General features: G+C 61.6%; 14 protein-coding genes. 8 read left to right on the plus strand and 6 right to left on the minus strand.

All coding sequences use genetic code 11. The features are described 5' to 3' along the window. Positions 1-27: 27 nt before the first annotated feature. The 5 genes from ACXAIC_RS11025 to ACXAIC_RS11045 are packed head-to-tail and all read right to left on the minus strand — an operon-like array spanning position 28 to position 6652. Positions 28-1419 carry an FAD-dependent oxidoreductase gene (locus ACXAIC_RS11025; RefSeq protein ID WP_475177904.1) on the minus strand — a complete coding sequence of 464 codons (1392 nt, stop codon included), beginning with the start codon at positions 1417-1419 and terminating at the stop codon, positions 28-30. Continuing rightward, on the minus strand, positions 1412-2278 hold the full coding sequence (locus ACXAIC_RS11030; RefSeq protein ID WP_475177909.1) for an isocitrate lyase/PEP mutase family protein: 867 nt from the start codon (positions 2276-2278) through the stop codon (positions 1412-1414). Before ACXAIC_RS11030 ends, ACXAIC_RS11025 begins: the two co-directional genes overlap by 8 nt. Then, positions 2275-2895: an isochorismatase family protein gene (locus ACXAIC_RS11035; protein ID WP_475177914.1), complete on the minus strand. Its 621-nt coding sequence runs from the start codon at positions 2893-2895 to the stop codon at positions 2275-2277. The genes ACXAIC_RS11030 and ACXAIC_RS11035 overlap by 4 nt, the downstream gene beginning before the upstream one ends. Then, on the minus strand, positions 2895-4958 hold the full coding sequence (locus tag ACXAIC_RS11040; protein WP_475177918.1) for a hydantoinase/oxoprolinase family protein: 2064 nt from the start codon (positions 4956-4958) through the stop codon (positions 2895-2897). Before ACXAIC_RS11040 ends, ACXAIC_RS11035 begins: the two co-directional genes overlap by 1 nt. Next, the gene (locus ACXAIC_RS11045; RefSeq protein WP_475177924.1) at positions 4955-6652 is read right to left on the minus strand and encodes a hydantoinase B/oxoprolinase family protein; all 1698 of its coding nucleotides are present in this window, start codon (positions 6650-6652) and stop codon (positions 4955-4957) included. Before ACXAIC_RS11045 ends, ACXAIC_RS11040 begins: the two co-directional genes overlap by 4 nt. Positions 6653-6855: 203 nt before the next feature. On the opposite strand from ACXAIC_RS11045, the gene ACXAIC_RS11050 reads away from it, so the two are divergent. From ACXAIC_RS11050 to ACXAIC_RS11080, 7 genes are all read left to right on the plus strand, one after another. Next, positions 6856-7650, plus strand: a complete 795-nt coding sequence (locus ACXAIC_RS11050) for a GntR family transcriptional regulator (protein WP_475178312.1) — start codon at positions 6856-6858, stop codon at positions 7648-7650. Continuing rightward, entirely contained in the window at positions 7647-9059 is a 1413-nt protein-coding gene (leuC, locus tag ACXAIC_RS11055) for a 3-isopropylmalate dehydratase large subunit (protein WP_475177927.1), read from the plus strand. The genes ACXAIC_RS11050 and leuC overlap by 4 nt, the downstream gene beginning before the upstream one ends. Further along, positions 9059-9667: a 3-isopropylmalate dehydratase small subunit gene (gene leuD / locus ACXAIC_RS11060; protein WP_475177932.1), complete on the plus strand. Its 609-nt coding sequence runs from the start codon at positions 9059-9061 to the stop codon at positions 9665-9667. Before leuC ends, leuD begins: the two co-directional genes overlap by 1 nt. Before the next feature lie 99 nt (positions 9668-9766). Next, the gene (gene dctP, locus ACXAIC_RS11065) at positions 9767-10783 is read left to right on the plus strand and encodes a TRAP transporter substrate-binding protein DctP (protein ID WP_475177935.1); all 1017 of its coding nucleotides are present in this window, start codon (positions 9767-9769) and stop codon (positions 10781-10783) included. 51 nt (positions 10784-10834) lie between these two features. Continuing rightward, on the plus strand, positions 10835-11359 hold the full coding sequence (locus ACXAIC_RS11070; RefSeq protein ID WP_475177939.1) for a TRAP transporter small permease: 525 nt from the start codon (positions 10835-10837) through the stop codon (positions 11357-11359). Next, a complete protein-coding gene (locus ACXAIC_RS11075; protein WP_475177945.1) occupies positions 11359-12666 on the plus strand; it encodes a TRAP transporter large permease in 1308 nt (435 codons plus the stop codon). Before ACXAIC_RS11070 ends, ACXAIC_RS11075 begins: the two co-directional genes overlap by 1 nt. Before the next feature lie 172 nt (positions 12667-12838). Beyond that, complete coding sequence (locus ACXAIC_RS11080) at positions 12839-14320, plus strand: protein adenylyltransferase SelO (RefSeq protein ID WP_475177950.1); 1482 nt, start codon at positions 12839-12841, stop codon at positions 14318-14320. A gap of 33 nt (positions 14321-14353) precedes the next feature. Here the strand turns inward: ACXAIC_RS11080 and ACXAIC_RS11085 are convergent, their stop codons facing one another. After that, positions 14354-14944, minus strand: coding sequence for a TetR/AcrR family transcriptional regulator (locus tag ACXAIC_RS11085; RefSeq protein WP_475177953.1), 591 nt, complete (start codon positions 14942-14944; stop codon positions 14354-14356). 109 nt (positions 14945-15053) lie between these two features. Here ACXAIC_RS11085 and ACXAIC_RS11090 point away from each other — a divergent pair, with 109 nt between their 5' ends. Then, the gene (locus ACXAIC_RS11090; RefSeq protein ID WP_475177957.1) at positions 15054-15752 is read left to right on the plus strand and encodes a PspA/IM30 family protein; all 699 of its coding nucleotides are present in this window, start codon (positions 15054-15056) and stop codon (positions 15750-15752) included. The last annotated feature ends 3 nt before the right edge of the window (positions 15753-15755 follow it).

Below are 15755 nucleotides of genomic sequence, written 5' to 3' on the forward strand. Positions count from 1 at the left end.
TGCGGGCAAGCGCGGCACGCCTGTATCTTACGGCACCGGCGCCTGACCTGCCCGGAAGCCCAGAACCACCGCACTGAGCAGGCCGTTGCCGGACAGATACCCACTGTCGCCTGCGCCTGAGACGCCGCAGGCGGCACCACCCCCGGCATAGAGATTGGCAAAGGGGCTGCCATCAGCCCGTTTCACGCGCCCGGTGCCATCCGTCACCAGACCGCCCTGAGTGTGGAACAGCGCCCCGGTGACTTTCACCACGCAATAGGGCGGTGACAGGGGCGCTCCGGCAAAGCAGCGGCCAAAACGGTCAGGCCCCTCCTCCGGCAGACCGGACAGCGTGGTTTCAAGGGCGCCAGCCGGGACGCCCATCAGGCAGGCCAGCTCGTCCAGACTGTCTGCGCTCAGCACCGCGCCTTCGGCTTCCGCCTCCTTGAAGTCCTCGAACTGGCGGGCAACCGCCGCGATGCGGCTGTCAAAGACGGAAAAGGCAATCCCTTCCGGCTGAGCCAGTACCTTTCGGGCAGCTTCCGAATAGCCTTCGGCCTCGTTCCAGAACCGCTCCCCGTTGAGATTAACCTGAATGCCGCCCTCGGTGATCACCGCCCAGGTGACCAGGATGCCATGGGGATGGGCAACATTGCCGTGGCCCTGATAGGCACCGAGATGCTTCAGCCCGGCTCCCAGCAGACGGCCCCAGCCGACTGCCTCGCCCCGGTTGCCGTCATGGCCGAACCAGAGCCCCTCGCTGATGGACGGCATATGCGCGCGGACCATCTGCCGGTTGCCGCCAAAGCCGTTGCAGGCCAGGATCAGTTTGCGGCAGGCAATTTTCTCTTCTTCCCCATCCGGACGAACGGCAGCGACCCCGGCGATACGGCCCGATTGCTCCGGCCCGGCATCCTTGCCAAGGAAAAGCGTTTTCACCCGGCGCTCGCAAATAATGTCGAGCTGCAGCTGTTCGCAGGCCGCGCGCAGCGCATCGATCAGCTCGACTCCGGATCTGGACGGCAGGCCGTGCATGCGGCGGCGGGAATGGCCGGGATAGTCGAAGTCATCCACCACGGACAGGGGCAGATCATGGCGCTCGGCCAACCAGTCGACCACACCAGCGGCCCCGCCCGCCAGCGCTGTCTCCAGGTCTGGCAGGTTTTCCCCTTTGGATTTGCGGCGGATATCGTCGGCGAACAGCGCCGCACAATCGTTGATACCGGCGGCCTGCTGCAGGCGGGTTCCGGCCGCCGGGATCAGCCCGGCCGACAGCGCGGTGGAACCGCGGGGCACCGGATCTGCCTCCAGAACCAGAACCTCCTGTCCGGCTTCGTCCGCCGCAAGAGCGGCCACCAGCCCGCAGGCCCCCGCCCCGATGATCAGGGTTTCCACCTCAAGGTCAAAGGAAACGCCCTCCGCGGACCGGATCTCAGCCATCCCAGTCCTCATAAGTTTTGCCCTCAGCCAGCAGCTGGTCCGTGCCCAGCTCCGCATTCAGGCCGTTGAAATCCAGCATCCGGTCCGCAAAGGGCCGGTTGCTGCCCGCAAGATGCAGGCTGGCATAATAGTGCTTGGCCGCCCAGGCGAGCGCGCGCACAATGCCGCCAGGAAAGATCACCACGGAAAACCCGAGCTGTTCCAGATCCTGCGCGCCACTGATCGGTGTCTCACCGCCTTCCACCATATTGGCCAGAAGCGGCACCCGCCCGGCAAAGCGCTGCGCAACGGCAGAGAGTTCCTCGCGCGAGCGCGGCGCTTCGATGAACAGCACATCGGCGCCCGCCTCCAGATAGAGCTCGGCCCGTTCGGCCGCCTGGTCAAAACCTTCCACCGCAATGGCATCGGTGCGGGCGATGATCAGCGTGTCGTCAGAGCGGCGGGCATCGGCCATGGCCGCGATTTTCCCGGCCATTTCCTTCGGCGCGATCAGCGTCTTGTCCTTCAGATGGCCGCAGCGCTTGGGAAAGGTCTGGTCTTCCACCTGAAGCGCAGACGCCCCCGCTTTTTCATAAAGGCGCATGGTCCTTTGGGCATTCAGGGCATTGCCGAAGCCGGTGTCAGCATCCATGATCACCGGAAGATCGACCCGGTCGGAAATCAATTCCATGACCTGGACCATTTCGCTGATGCTGGTCAGGCCGATATCGGGGCGTCCAAGCTTGGTATAGGCAACAGCCGCGCCGGAAAGATAGAGCGATTCAAATCCCGCCGCCTGGGCGAGAGTCGCGGTCAAGCCGTCATAGACGCCCGGGGCAACAAGAATCTTGTCCTGATTCAACCGTTGCAAAAGGGTCATACCGCACCCTCCAGATAAGCCAGCACCTCGGCGCAGGTCGCCTGATGGGTCACCGTTCCCAACGACAAAAGCGTGGCCTCATGCACGTCAGGCTTGAAAGCCGCACAGCCGTCGCTCAGCATGACGGTTTCCAAGTTGCGCAAGTGAGCATCGCGCAAGGTCGAGGCCACGCCGCCATTGGTGACGATCCCGCCGACAATCAATGTGTCAATGCCTATGGCACGCATGATGTATTCCAGCCGGGTCTGGTAGAAAGCGGAATAGGCCACTTTTTCAACCACATAATCGGCAGGTGCCAGGGTGTCGACCACAGCGTGCCCGACAGCGCCGGGCGCAAAATCCCCCTTTCCGAGAAAGGGCCGCAGCTTCTGCAAATGGGGGGCAATCAGTGGCTCGCCTTCCGGCCCCGGCACCAGAGTGAACTGGGCGGATATATAGACCCCGCCAAGCGCCTTCAGCGTATCGCGCAGCGGCCGGATCCGCTCCGGCAGAGCCGCTATCGCCTCAGAGCTCTGCCCCGCGCGGCCATAGGCCCCCTTTTCATGGAGAAAATCGTTTTGCAGATCGATGGTCAAAAGCGCCGTCCGGGACGGATCGACAAAGGACAGATCGGTCATCACGGGCGCCCCTTTCGTTCAATGATCGTATTTCCGAACCGGTCGACACGGGCGGTCAGCTCCGGTTCGATCAGAACGGTCGTATCGGCCTGTTCCAGAATGGCCGGTCCGTCTATGACCGTACCAATGGGAAGGCTCAGCCGGTCATAAATGGCCGTCTCATGCCAGGCACCGTCAAAATGGACCTTCCGGCGGGATTTGGGCTCTGCCCTCCCATGCTGGTCAGGCGCAAGCGTTTCCAGGCTGAATTTCGGCCGCCGCCCGATCACTGCACTGCGCAGGTTCAGAACCCGGCGCAGCCCGTTGTCCAGAAGACGCCCATACGTGTCCTGATAGGTCTTGTCGAATGCATCCGCGATCTCGCTCAGACTTGGCGGCACGATCCGGTCCCCATCCCACTGGAAAGGAATGGCCACCGGAACGGTGTGGGTCTGGCCCACATAGGCCATGTCCAGCTCGAACATCAGATCCCGAGCCTCGAACCGGCTTCGGGCCGCTTCCAGAAGGGCAAGACCCCGGTCCGTATGATCCTGCATGTGATGTTTGAGATCCGTTTCGCTTAGACCTTCGAGCAGACTGTTGAAAGTCTGCACAAAATCCTGGCGCATGTCGGCAATCACACAGCCCATGGCGCTGGTAACCCCGGGATAGCGCGGGACAATGGCCCGGCCGATATCGACATCGGCCAGCATCGCCCCGGCATGGAGAGCACCGCCACCGCCAAATGGCATGAAGGCGAATTTCTTTGGATCAAAGCCGCGCTCAATGCTTACCAGGCGGATCGCCCCAGCCATGCGGCTGTTGGCGACTTTCAAAATCGCCTCCGCTGCAGCTTCCTGATCAAGGCCGAGAGGGGCGCCCACATGGGTGCTGATGGCCTGCCGGGCCGCGTCCACATCCAGACGGTCCAGCTTGCCGCCAATCGGGTTGTCCGGATCGATCCGGCCCAGAACGATATTGGCGTCGGTCACAGTGGGCCGGTCATTGCCGAGCCCATAGGCAGCCGGACCGGGATTGGCCCCGGCGCTTTCCGGGCCAATATTCAGAAGACCACCCTTGTCCACCCAGGCAATCGACCCGCCGCCCGCGCCGATGGTGGTGATCTCGATCATCGGCGTACGCACCACCATGCCGAAATCGATGGACGTCTGCGGCGACAGCATGGACTGGCCGCCGGTCACCAGCGACACGTCGAAACTGGTGCCGCCCATATCCCCGGTGATGATGTCGGGAAAACCGGCGGTCTCGGCGATATAGGCGGCGGCCGTCACCCCGGCCGCCGGGCCGGACAAAGCCGTGCGCACCGGATAGTGGCAGGCGGTTTCAACGGTCATGACGCCGCCGTTTGACTGGACAATCATGAACTCGCCGTCAAAGCCGCCCCGGGTCAGTGCGTTTTCCAGCCGGTTCAGATAACCGGACACTTCCGGCTGCAGATAGGCATTCAAAGCAGTCGTTGAAAAGCGTTCGAATTCCCGGATTTCCGGCAGGATCTCATGGCTCGCCGACACATGGGGAGACGACCAGATCTCCCGCACCGCCGCAACGGCTGCTTGTTCATTGGCCGGATTGGCATAGGCATTGGCAAACAGGACTGCAACCGCAAGGCAGCCCTTTTCCTTCAGCGTCTGCGCCGCCGCCCGCACCGCCGCCAAATCCACAGGTGTGCGGATGGTGCCATCGGCCAGGGTGCGCTCGGGCACTTCGATCCGGTCTTCCCGGTCCGCAACCGGAGTGAAGTCGCCGCGCAGCCCCCAGGTTCTCGGCCGGTCGCGGCGGCGCATTTCCAGAATGTCGCGCAGGCCCTCGGTGGTGATCACCCCGGTCCGCGCGCCCTTGCGCTCCAGAAGCGCATTGGTGCCTGCCGTCGTGCCATGGACCACCACGGCAATCTCCGAAAGATCGGCTACTTTTTGGCCGATCCCGTCCAGAAACCCGGCGGACTGGTCAGGGCGGCTGGTCGGCACCTTGTTGACGGTGACCTTGCCCGTTGTTTCGTCCAGCACAAAAATATCCGTAAAGGTGCCGCCGACATCGACACCCACCATCTTGCCGACGCTCATGTCTGCGCTTCCTTCCAGGAGGAGCCGTAGAGCTTCACGGCTTCCTCTTCACTCACCAGTCCTTGTGTCACATCCCGGCGCACCAGGGCCGGATCACGTTTGTCCGGGGCGCCGTAGCCGCCGCCGCCGGGCGTTTCCAAGCGCACGCCCTCCCCCTGTTCCAGACGGATGCCCCTCATCTTGGACACCATGGGGGGCACATGCCAGGTGCCATTGTTTTCATAAGAAAAGCCGTTGACCGCCGCGTCGGCTCCCCCGGCAACGCCTTTGGGCGCAAACTTGCCGCGTTCCCCGAAGAGGAAAACATCGGCACCGTTTTCTTCCAGCACTTCGATTTCATAAACCGCACCGACACCGCCCCGGTGCTGTCCGGCTCCGGCGGAGTCCGGCCGCAGCCCCCATTGGCGGAACATGACAGGATACGCCGCTTCCAGAATTTCCATCGGCGGGATCGTTGCGGTAGAAATCGGTGCATTGCCATGGTTGAGGCCGTCGCTTTCCACCGAGCCGCCATGGCCGCCGCCATAGAAGCTGAACATCACCCAGGGCTGGCCATTGGCCTTCTTGCCCGCAATCGACAGCGCATTGATGGTGCCATAGGCATTGGCCGGAACCCGTTCGGGCGCGGCCTTGGCAAACGCGCTGAAAATCACGTCGATCATGCGCAAGATGGTTTCCGTGTAGCCGCCCACGGCTGCCGGAAACTCCGCCGCCAGCATAGAGCCCTCCGGGATGCGCACGTCGATCGGCCTCATGACCCCGGAATTGGCCGGAAGTGCCGGAAAAATATGCTTGATGGCCACATAGGCCGTGGCGATCGCCGTCGGCAGGGCAATGTTCACCGGCCCCGCACACCGGGGCGCTGTGCCCGCAAAATCCAGCACCATCCTGTCGCCCGCCACAGAGAGCGCCACCTTGATCGGCAAAGGCGTGTCCTCGATACCGTCATTGTCGAGGAAATCTTCGGCCGTCCAGCAGCCATCGGGCAGCTCGTCCAGTTCGGCCCGCATCAGCCTTTCGGCCCGGTCCCCAAGGGCTGCAAGCGCGGACGACGTGACCTCCTGGCCATATTCGCCCAAAAGTTCATCCATACGCTTCACGCCCAGATCCAGCGCGCCAAGCTGGCCGTTGAGATCACCCATGGCCGATTGCGGCAGACGCGTGTTCCGCTTCAAAATGTCAACTATGTCTGTGTTCAGAACCCCAGCAGTTGCAAGCTTGACCGGTGGCAGGACGAAGGCCTCCTGAAACGCATCAGTGGCTTCCGGATTGTAGTTGCCCGGAACCGCGCCGCCCACATCATGCCAGTGACCGACCGAGGCGAGATAACAGAACAGCTTGCCGTCATGAAAATACGGCCTCACCAGGCGCATGTCGCTCAAATGGGTGCCTCCCAGATGAGCATCGTTGAAGATGAAAATATCTCCATCCTGAACGCCTCCATCGCGCGCGACCTTATCGATCACCGCCTTGACCGCGAAGGCCATGACACCAACAAAGATCGGCAGGCCATTCTTGCCTTGAACAAGTGTGTCGCCGGTTCCGGCATGATAGAGCCCGTGACTCGCGTCATGGGCTTCCGCAATGATCGGATTGAACGCACTGCGGAACAGGGTCGCGTCCATTTCATCTGCGATCTGCTCCATTCGGCCTGCAAGGACTGCAAGCGTTACCGGATCAATATCTGCCGCCATACCGCTGGAAAACTCCCGTTTCGCGCTGTTCTTCACCTGGCTATCAGGGATTCGTGCCCCCATCCAGATCTGATCTGTATTTTTTATAATACAAATTTAAAAGATCAATAAAAACATTTGGACTTGATTTTGAAATACAAATTGTTGCCTATATTGTTGGCCGTGATATGGTTCCATGGGTCCAACAGGAGTATAGATTGACCGTGACTGCCAATGCAGAGCTGCCCGAAGGGGGGAAAGCCCGCAGAGTATACCTGCTTTTGCGCGATGAAATCGCGCGCGGGGTTCATGCGGACGGATCGCTTTTGCCCGGCGAACAAAGGCTCGCGGCCATCCACGGCGTGTCCCGCGTCACCATCCGCAGGGCTCTGGAAGCGCTTGATTCCGACGGTGTGATTGAACGGCGCGTCGGCAGCGGGACCAAGGTGCGCAGCAAACCGGAGGCCAACCAGAAGATCTCCGCCGATTTCGCAACGCTGATGCCCCAGCTTGTAGAGATGGGCCGGTCCACCATGGCCCGGCTCCTATCGTTTTCCTATGAGCATCCGCCGGAACCGGTCCGTCAGGCCATGAACTTGGCCCGTGACGCCAAGGTTCAGGTTGCAACCCGCATACGCCTGTCCGGTGACACGCCGTTCTCGCATCTGACAACCTACGTCCCGGAGGCGGTCGCGCGCAATTATTCTGAGGCCGATCTGGCCTCGACCCCGCTGTTTGAGCTTCTCGAACGCAGCGGTGTGAAAATTGAAGCCGCCCAGCAGTCCGTGACCGCAACCCTCGCCGCGCCGGATGTTGCCGAGGCGCTGGACATCTCTGTCGGCTCTGCCCTGCTCGCCCTAGACCGGGTGGTTCTGGATGAGCAAGGCCGCGGTGTGGAATATCTTTCGGCGCTTTACCGGCCGGATCTTTTCCGTCTGGACATGGCCCTCAACCGGGTTGGCGACGGCCTGTCCAGATCCTGGGCCCCGCGTGTCAGCGCCGGAGCCGGCCAGAAATGAACCACACGTCTCCGCGCACACTCCTGGACAAGCTCTGGGACGACCATGAGATCAGCCGCCGGGAAGATGGCGCGTCGCTGCTATGGGTCGACAGGCATCTGGTTCATGAAGGCTCGCACCATGCTTTTGCCAAGCTGGCTGCACAAAATCTGAGCGTCGCCCACCCGGCATTGACCTATGCCGTTGTCGACCATTATGCGCCGACCCGCAACCGGGATGATCTTGGCGACGAGGCCATCCGGCACATGATTACCACGCTGGAGGCCAACGCCCGGCGCCATGATCTGCCCCTGTTCGGCCTAAACGATCCCCGCCAGGGCATTGTCCATGTGGTTGGCCCGGAACAGGGCCTCATCCTGCCCGGCATGCTAATCAATTGCGGCGACAGCCACACCTCCACCAATGGTGCCTTTGGTGCGCTCGCCTTTGGCATCGGGGCGACGGAAGTGGCCCATGTTCTGGCGACCCAGACCATCTGGCAGGTCAAACCGAAAGCGCTCAGGGTCAAGGTGACCGGCGTCTTGCCCCCGGGCGTCACCGCCAAGGACATCGCCCTCAACTGGATTTCCCGCTTTGGCGCCGACAATGCGCGTGGCCATGCGGTGGAGTATTCCGGCAGCACCATCGAGGGCCTGTCCATGGAAGGCCGGATGACCCTCAGCAACATGTCCATTGAGGGCGGTGCCCGCATGGGCATGGTGGCACCGGATGCCACAACGCTGGCCTATCTGAAGGGCAGACCCTATGCCCCGGATGATGCCGACTGGGACAGGGCCGTGGACGCCTGGGCCATGCTGACCAGCGATGACGGGGCAGCTTATGACACCGAGCAGACGCTGGACGCTGCCGATCTGGCCCCGACAGTCACCTGGGGCATAAGCCCGGAACAGGCCGTGCCGGTCACTGACACGCTGCCGGACCCGGCGGCGCTGGAGCCAGCCCGGGCCGAACAGGTCAAGGCGGCTCTTGACTATATGGGTCTTGCGCCAGGGGCGCCGATTGCCGGGACTCCCGTGGATCAGGTCTTTATCGGCTCGTGCACCAACGCCCGGATTGATGATTTGAGAGCCGCTGCCGCCGTGCTGAAGGGCCGCAAGGCCAAGGTGCCCGGCCGGGTCGCCCCGGGCTCCATGCTGGTGCGCGCCCAGGCCGAACAGGAAGGGTTGGCCGCGATCTTCACCGAAGCAGGACTCAGCTGGGAAGAAGCGGGCTGTTCCATGTGCGTTGCCATGAACGGCGACACGGTGGCCCCGGGCGCTCGCTGCGCCTCCACCACCAACCGCAATTTCAAGGGCCGCCAGGGCCCGGGGTCCCGGACCCACCTCATGTCACCGGCCATGGTCGCTGCCGCCGCCGTCACCGGTGTGATTTCCGATCCGCGCGCGCTGCTGGCGGGAAGGAGCCTCTGATGGCCGGATGGACCCTGCATGACGGCCTTGCAGTGGCTTTTCCCCACGAAAACATCGATACGGATCAATTGATTCCGGCCCGGTTCATGACCACGCCGCGATCGGAAGGCTATGGGCAATATCTGCTGCATGATCACCGGCGTGACGCAGCGGGCGTGCTGCTTGAGCACCATCCGCTGAATCTGTTTCCAGCCGCCAACGTGCTTGTCGCCCGGCGCAATTTCGGCAGCGGCTCCTCCCGGGAGGCGGCGGTCTATGCGCTTGTGGACGCCGGTTTCAAAACTGTCATAGCCCCCAGTTTCGGCGACATTTTCGCTAATAATGCGGTCAATAACGGCCTTCTGCCCGCTTTGCTGCCGGAAGAGACGGTGGAAGAGCTGATTGCCATGCTGCCGTCACCTCAACAGTTGAAGGTGGATCTGGATACACGCACCATCACCGCGTCCGGCCGGGCGATTCCATTTGAGATCGATCCGGTCCGGCAACGAAAACTCATCATGGGTTGGGACGATATCGACCTGACCCGTTCTGAAATCGGGCGCATCACGACATTTCAAAAAGAGAGGCAAAAAACCGCGCCCTGGATCTGGCCGGCCCCATCAGGCTGAACGTCAATGAGGCCGTCAAACGGTCCAAATATGGATGCAACTGCCATCCACCATTCGGAGGGGGCGGAACTTTCCGCTCCGAAAAACGGAGTCCACTTTATGAAAAACCTTCTGTTCGCCGGCCTTCTTGGCTGTTCGACCCTGCTGGCGGCCCCGCTGGCCCATGCCGAAGACGTCCTGACGGCCGTCCACGCCTTTCCCAAGACCCTGATCTACACCAAAAGCTTCCTGTCCTTCGTGGACAAGGTGAATGAAGCGGGCAAGGGTGTGGTCCGGATCGAAGTGCGCGGCGGCCCGGAAGCTATCGGCATGTTCCAGCAGCCCGACGCCCTGCGCGATGGCATCGTGGACATGGTCTATACACCGGGCTCGTTTTATGGCGGCACCGTGCCGGAAAAGGACGCCATGGTGGCCAGCAATCTGACAGCGGTTGAAACCCGCCAGAATGGCGGCACCGAACTGATGGACCAGATCCATCAGGAAAAGATGGGCGTGAAATATCTCGGCTGGTTCGACAGCGGCGTCTGCTACAACCTTTGGACCCGCAACAAGCCGGAATTCGATGACAAGGGAAACCTGAAGGTCGAGGGTCTGCGCCTGCGCGGCAACGCGGTCTATAACGCCTTCTTCTCCAACTATCTCGGCGCACAGGTGATCGATATCCCGACCGGCGAAGTCTACAACGCCCTGCAGCGCGGCATCGTCGATGCGACCGGCTGGACCCAGATCGGCCTGATCGACCTGAAGTGGAACGAGTTCCTCAACTACCGCATCGAACCCTGCTTCTTCTCCACGGACCTCGGTGTCATCGTGAACCTGGACAAGTGGAACAGCCTGAGCCCGGAATCCCGCAAGATCCTTCAGGATGTAGCAATCCAGCACGAGAAAGAAAGTGTTGAAGCGCTCCACCAAAAGCGGGATGAAGACTTCAAGGCCCTTGCCGGGCAAGGCATGGAGGTTATCTCGCTGGAGGGCGAAGCCAAGGCCAACTATCTGGCGGCTGCGCGCGAAAAAACCTGGGAGCGCATGAAAAAGCTCATGGCTGAACAGCCCGGTGGCGACGCAAATTACGACCGTCTGATCGAACTCTACTACGATCCTGCGGCGGACAAATAATCGCGCACCGCGTATCGACCTGGTCCGCGGCTTTGCCGCGGACCTTTTCATGTGAAAGGCACAAACGGCATGGTACTCGTCTCCCGCGCCTACAATGCACTGCTTTATGCAATGGCAGGCCTGTCCGGCATCATTCTTGTCTGGCTGATGATCTCCATTATCGTCTCTGTGGCCATGCGCAATATCGGCATTCAGCCCTTTGCATGGCTGTTCACCTCAGCCGAATACGGCCTTCTCTACATGACCATGTTCGGCGCCCCCTGGCTGGTGCGCGAAAAGGGACATGTGCATATCGAACTTCTGACCGCCTATCTGCCCGTCCCGGTCCGCCGTGTGGTCAGCCGGCTGGTGGCGGTCCTGTGTGTGCTCGTCTGCGCCCTTTTGGCTTGGAAGGGGCTGGAGCTGTTCCTCACCAATATCGACAGGGGCGACTATGACGTGCGCGCCTATTATTTCCCCAAGTGGATCTTGACGATCGCGTTTCCCTTGAGCTTCACGGTCATGGCTGTTGAGTTCAGCCGCTTTGTGTTCGGGTCCGACCTGTTGCATTCAGGCAAAGCAGGAATTCACGGCTGATGGAATGGTATGAAGCACTTGCCCTGCTGCTGGGCACAATCGTGGTCCTGATGGCCATCGGAATGCCCGTGGCCCTGGCCTTTCTAGCAGCCAATATTGTCGGTGCCTGGATGTTTATGGGCGGCGACCGCGGGGTCGCCCAGCTCCTCAACAACGGGCTCGGGTCCCTGACGAAATTCGCCCTTGTTCCCATTCCTCTGTTTCTGCTGATGGGGGAAATCTTCTTCCACACAGGGCTGGGTGGGCGCATGTTCAACGCCATCGACAAGCTGCTCGGCCGCCTGCCCGGCCGCCTCAGTTATGTCACCGTTCTGGGCGGCACCGCCTTTTCCACCCTGTCCGGCTCGTCCATGGGCTCCACTGCCCTGCTCGGCTCACTCATGGTTCCGGAGATGAACCAGCGCGGCTACAAAAAACACATGAGCATTGGCCCGATCCTGGGCACGGGTGGTCTGGCCATCATCATTCCGCCGTCGGCCCTTGCCGTGCTGCTGGCCACGCTCGCCCAGATCGATGTATCAGCGCTGCTGATTGCCGGGATTCTGCCCGGCCTGCTGCTCGCCTCCCTTTATGTGGGCACGATCTTCCTGCAGACGAAGCTCGATCCCGACGCCGCGCCGGCCTATTCCGTCACCCCCATGTCGGCCATGGAGAAGCTGCGGCTGCTGGCGACCGACATCATCCCGATGATCAGCGTCATGATCATCATCGTGGTTTTGATGATTGACGGCATCGTCACCCCCTCGGAAGCCGCTGCTTTCGGAGCGCTTGGGGTGCTGATCCTCGGGATCATCTACCGCTGCCTGACCTGGGAGGCTGTCAAGGCCTCCGTGATCGGAGCCATGCGGGTCACGCTGATGGCCTATCTGATTGTGTTCGGATCGGCGACTTTCAGCCAGCTGCTGGCCTTTTCCGGAGCCTCCAGCGGATTGGTCACTTGGGCCACGTCCTTTGATCTGGCCCCTGTGGCCATGCTGCTGGTGATGTTCGGAGTGCTCTTGCTGCTCGGAATGTTCATGGAACAGATCTCCATGATGATGCTGACCGTGCCGATCTTCTTCCCCCTCGCCCATACGCTTGGCTTCGACCCGATCTGGTTCGGCCTGATCATGCTGCTGGGCCTTGAAATCAGCTTCACAACACCGCCCTTTGGCCTGCTGCTGTTCGTCATGAAAGGGGTCGCTCCTGCGGACACGACCATGCGGGACATCTATACGTCAGCCATTCCGTTCATCCTGTGCTCGCTGCTGCTGGTCGGATTGCTGATCCTGTTTCCGCCCCTGGCGCTCTGGCTCCCCAGCCTCTGAAGATTGTCCGGGAATGAAAGCCGCCGGGTCCGGTCTCTGCAAGGAGACCCTGGATCCGGTGGCTTTTCGCATTCAGCCCAAAACCCAATGGTTCAATGTGCCCGGCAAGGGCTCTATATGTAGGCCTTGAGGCCCTTATAGGACCGCCGTCCCTCATGCCAGGACCCAGGACATGACCGCCAGACCGCCGCTTTTCCAGTTCGACAACTCCTATGCCAGGGAGCTTGAAGGCTTTTATGTGCCCTGGGAAGGCGCCAAGGTACCGGCCCCGGCACTTGTCTTTTTCAACCGCCCGCTGGCCGCAGAGCTGGGTCTTGATGCCGAGGCTCTGGAGACCGCAGACGGCGCCACCATTTTTGCGGGCGTCAAGGCACCGGACGGGGCCTCGCCCCTGGCCCAGGCCTATGCTGGCCACCAGTTTGGCGGATTTTCCCCGCAACTGGGCGACGGGCGTGCGCTCCTCTTGGGGGAAGTGCTGGACCGGAGCGGCAAACGCCGGGACATTCAGCTGAAAGGCTCCGGCCCGACCCCGTTTTCAAGGGGCGGTGACGGAAAAGCCGTCATCGGCCCTGTGTTGCGCGAATATATCATTGGCGAGGCGATGCACGCGCTCGGCATCCCGACAACGCGGGCCCTGGCAGCCGTGATCACAGGGGAAACCATCAACCGGGATGGTCCCAAACCCGGTGCGGTCCTGACACGGGTGGCCGCCAGCCATTTGCGGGTCGGCACGTTCCAGTTTTTCGCCGCCCGCCAGGAAACGGAGAAGCTGCGCCAGCTGGCCGATTATGCGATTGCCCGCCACGACCCTGACCTTCTCGACGCGGAAAAGCGCTATACGGCGTTCTTTGCAAGAGTGCTCGGGCGGCAGGCCGCTCTCGTGGCCAAATGGGTGCTGACCGGTTTCATCCACGGGGTCATGAACACGGACAACACCACGATCTCCGGGGAGACGATTGATTACGGCCCCTGCGCGTTCCTTGACACCTACGACCCGTCCACGGTCTTCAGCTCCATCGACCATGGCGGGCGCTACGCCTTTGGCCGCCAGCCGGTGATTGCCCAGTGGAACCTGGCCCGTCTGGCCGAATCCCTGCTGCCCCTGGTCAACCCGGACGATCCGGATGCGGCTGTTGAGGAGGTGAGCGCCGAACTGGGACGGTTCCCGGCACTCTACGGCGGCCACTGGCTGGACGGCATGCGGGCCAAGCTAGGGCTGGAAGGTGACGAGAAGGACGATAAGTCCCTTGCCGAGGATCTTTTGAGCCGGATGCACGCGGGGCAGGCCGATTATACCCTGGTGTTCCGCCACCTGGCGGACGCAGCCCGTGGAGAGACAGCGGCTCTGCGGGCGCTCTTTGACGAGCCCGGACAGATTGATCCCTGGCTGGAGCGGTGGCAGGCACGGCTGACTCGGGAAAGCCCCGCCCCCGAAACGCTGACAGCGCGGATGAACCGGACCAACCCGGCCTATATCCCGAGAAACCACAAGGTTGAAGCGGCGCTTGAAGCCGCCGATGAGGGCGACTATTCCCCCGCCCGTGCCTTGCTGGACGTTCTGGCCAAGCCGTTTGATATACAGCCCGGCCAAGAGGCCTATGCCCGTCCGGCCCCCAAGGACTTCGGTCCCTACCAGACCTTTTGCGGGACATAGAGATACGGAATATAAGGAAGGGCTGTCGGTTCACTATTTTCCCGCCAACCGTTCCACCAGAAACATCATCTCCCGCTCCAGCGTTTCGTCGGAGAGGCCGACAAACCGGTCTTCCAGACTGATGGTCACCAGACCGTGGAGCGCGGCAAAGCAGGTCCGGGTGCGCGCAGCCAGCGCGTCCCCGTCCAGCCCCGTTTCCAGCTGCCGCAAAGGACGGCCAATAAAGGCCAGAAGATCGACCAGTTCCTGAATGTGGATTTCCGGCGTCGCGGTTCCGTGCACAAGTTTCAGGTCAAACAAGGTCCGCCAGAGGTTGCTGTGCTCACGCGCAAAGGCCAGATAGGCTCGCGCCAGCGCCTTGAGCTGCTCCAGCGGATCTGCAACCCCGTCCACAGCCTGGGCCATGGCCGCCTTGATACGTGCCAGGGTTACCGTGTCAACGGCGGTCACCAGAGCCTCCTGATCGGCATAATGTTTATAGACCGAGCCGACCGAATAGCCCGCCTCGGCGGCGATCTTGCGGATCTGCAGTGCGTCAAGCCCCCCGGCCTCAACCGCTTTCACGGCCGCCTCCAGAACCCGCCGCTGCGTTTCCTCACTTTTTGCTTTTTGAGTTCCAGCCATTTACCACGCCTCACGCACAAAAGTGAACTTAGTTCATTTTTTTCTTGACCTAACCTGAAAGTTATGGCTTTGTCAAATAGTGAACAATGTTCATTTTTAGGAGATCCCAATGCTCGAACCATTTTTTAGTCAGATAAAGGCCCTGCTGGCCGGCACCGGTGTCCCACCGGGTGACGACAGGTCGCTTCAGTGCCTTGACACCAACATCCGCACAGCCGCCTTTGCAGTCCGCACCGCCCAGGCCGCGCTTGCAAAGGCGAAGGCCGAACAGCAAATGGACCGCAAGCGTCTGCGCCAGCTGACAGCCTCCGTCGAAGACCTGGAAAACCGGGCCCGCAATGCCCTTTTGCAAGGCGCTGAACAGCTCGCCCGCGAAGCGGCGGAAGCCATCGCCGTTCAAGAAGACGAAAAGACCGCGCTTGAAGCCTCGATCCGCGCATTCGATCAGGACCTGCTCACCCTGACCGACCAGCTACACCGGACCCAGGCCCGGCTGCGGGCCTTGAAACGGGGCGAACGGACAGCTGAAGTTCGCCAGCAGATGCACAAAGCCCAGTCCATGGGTGCAATTGCAGGCCAGTCGGCCCTGTCGCGTGCGGAAGAACAGCTGGAAGAAATCACCGAATTCCAGGAACGCGAGCAACTTGCAGACCTGGAATTTGCCGCCCTCACCCCAGCCGACCGGCCAGATGCGGTGATCGAAAAACTGGCGGACGCAGGCTGTGGCGCCCCGGTCCGCGTCCGGGCAGACGACGTTCTGGCCCGCCTTAAGGCGGACCTGCCCCTGTTGATTGAAGACAAGCACTAAGGA

Source organism: Roseibium sp. AWQ4_254 (genome assembly GCF_056161025.1).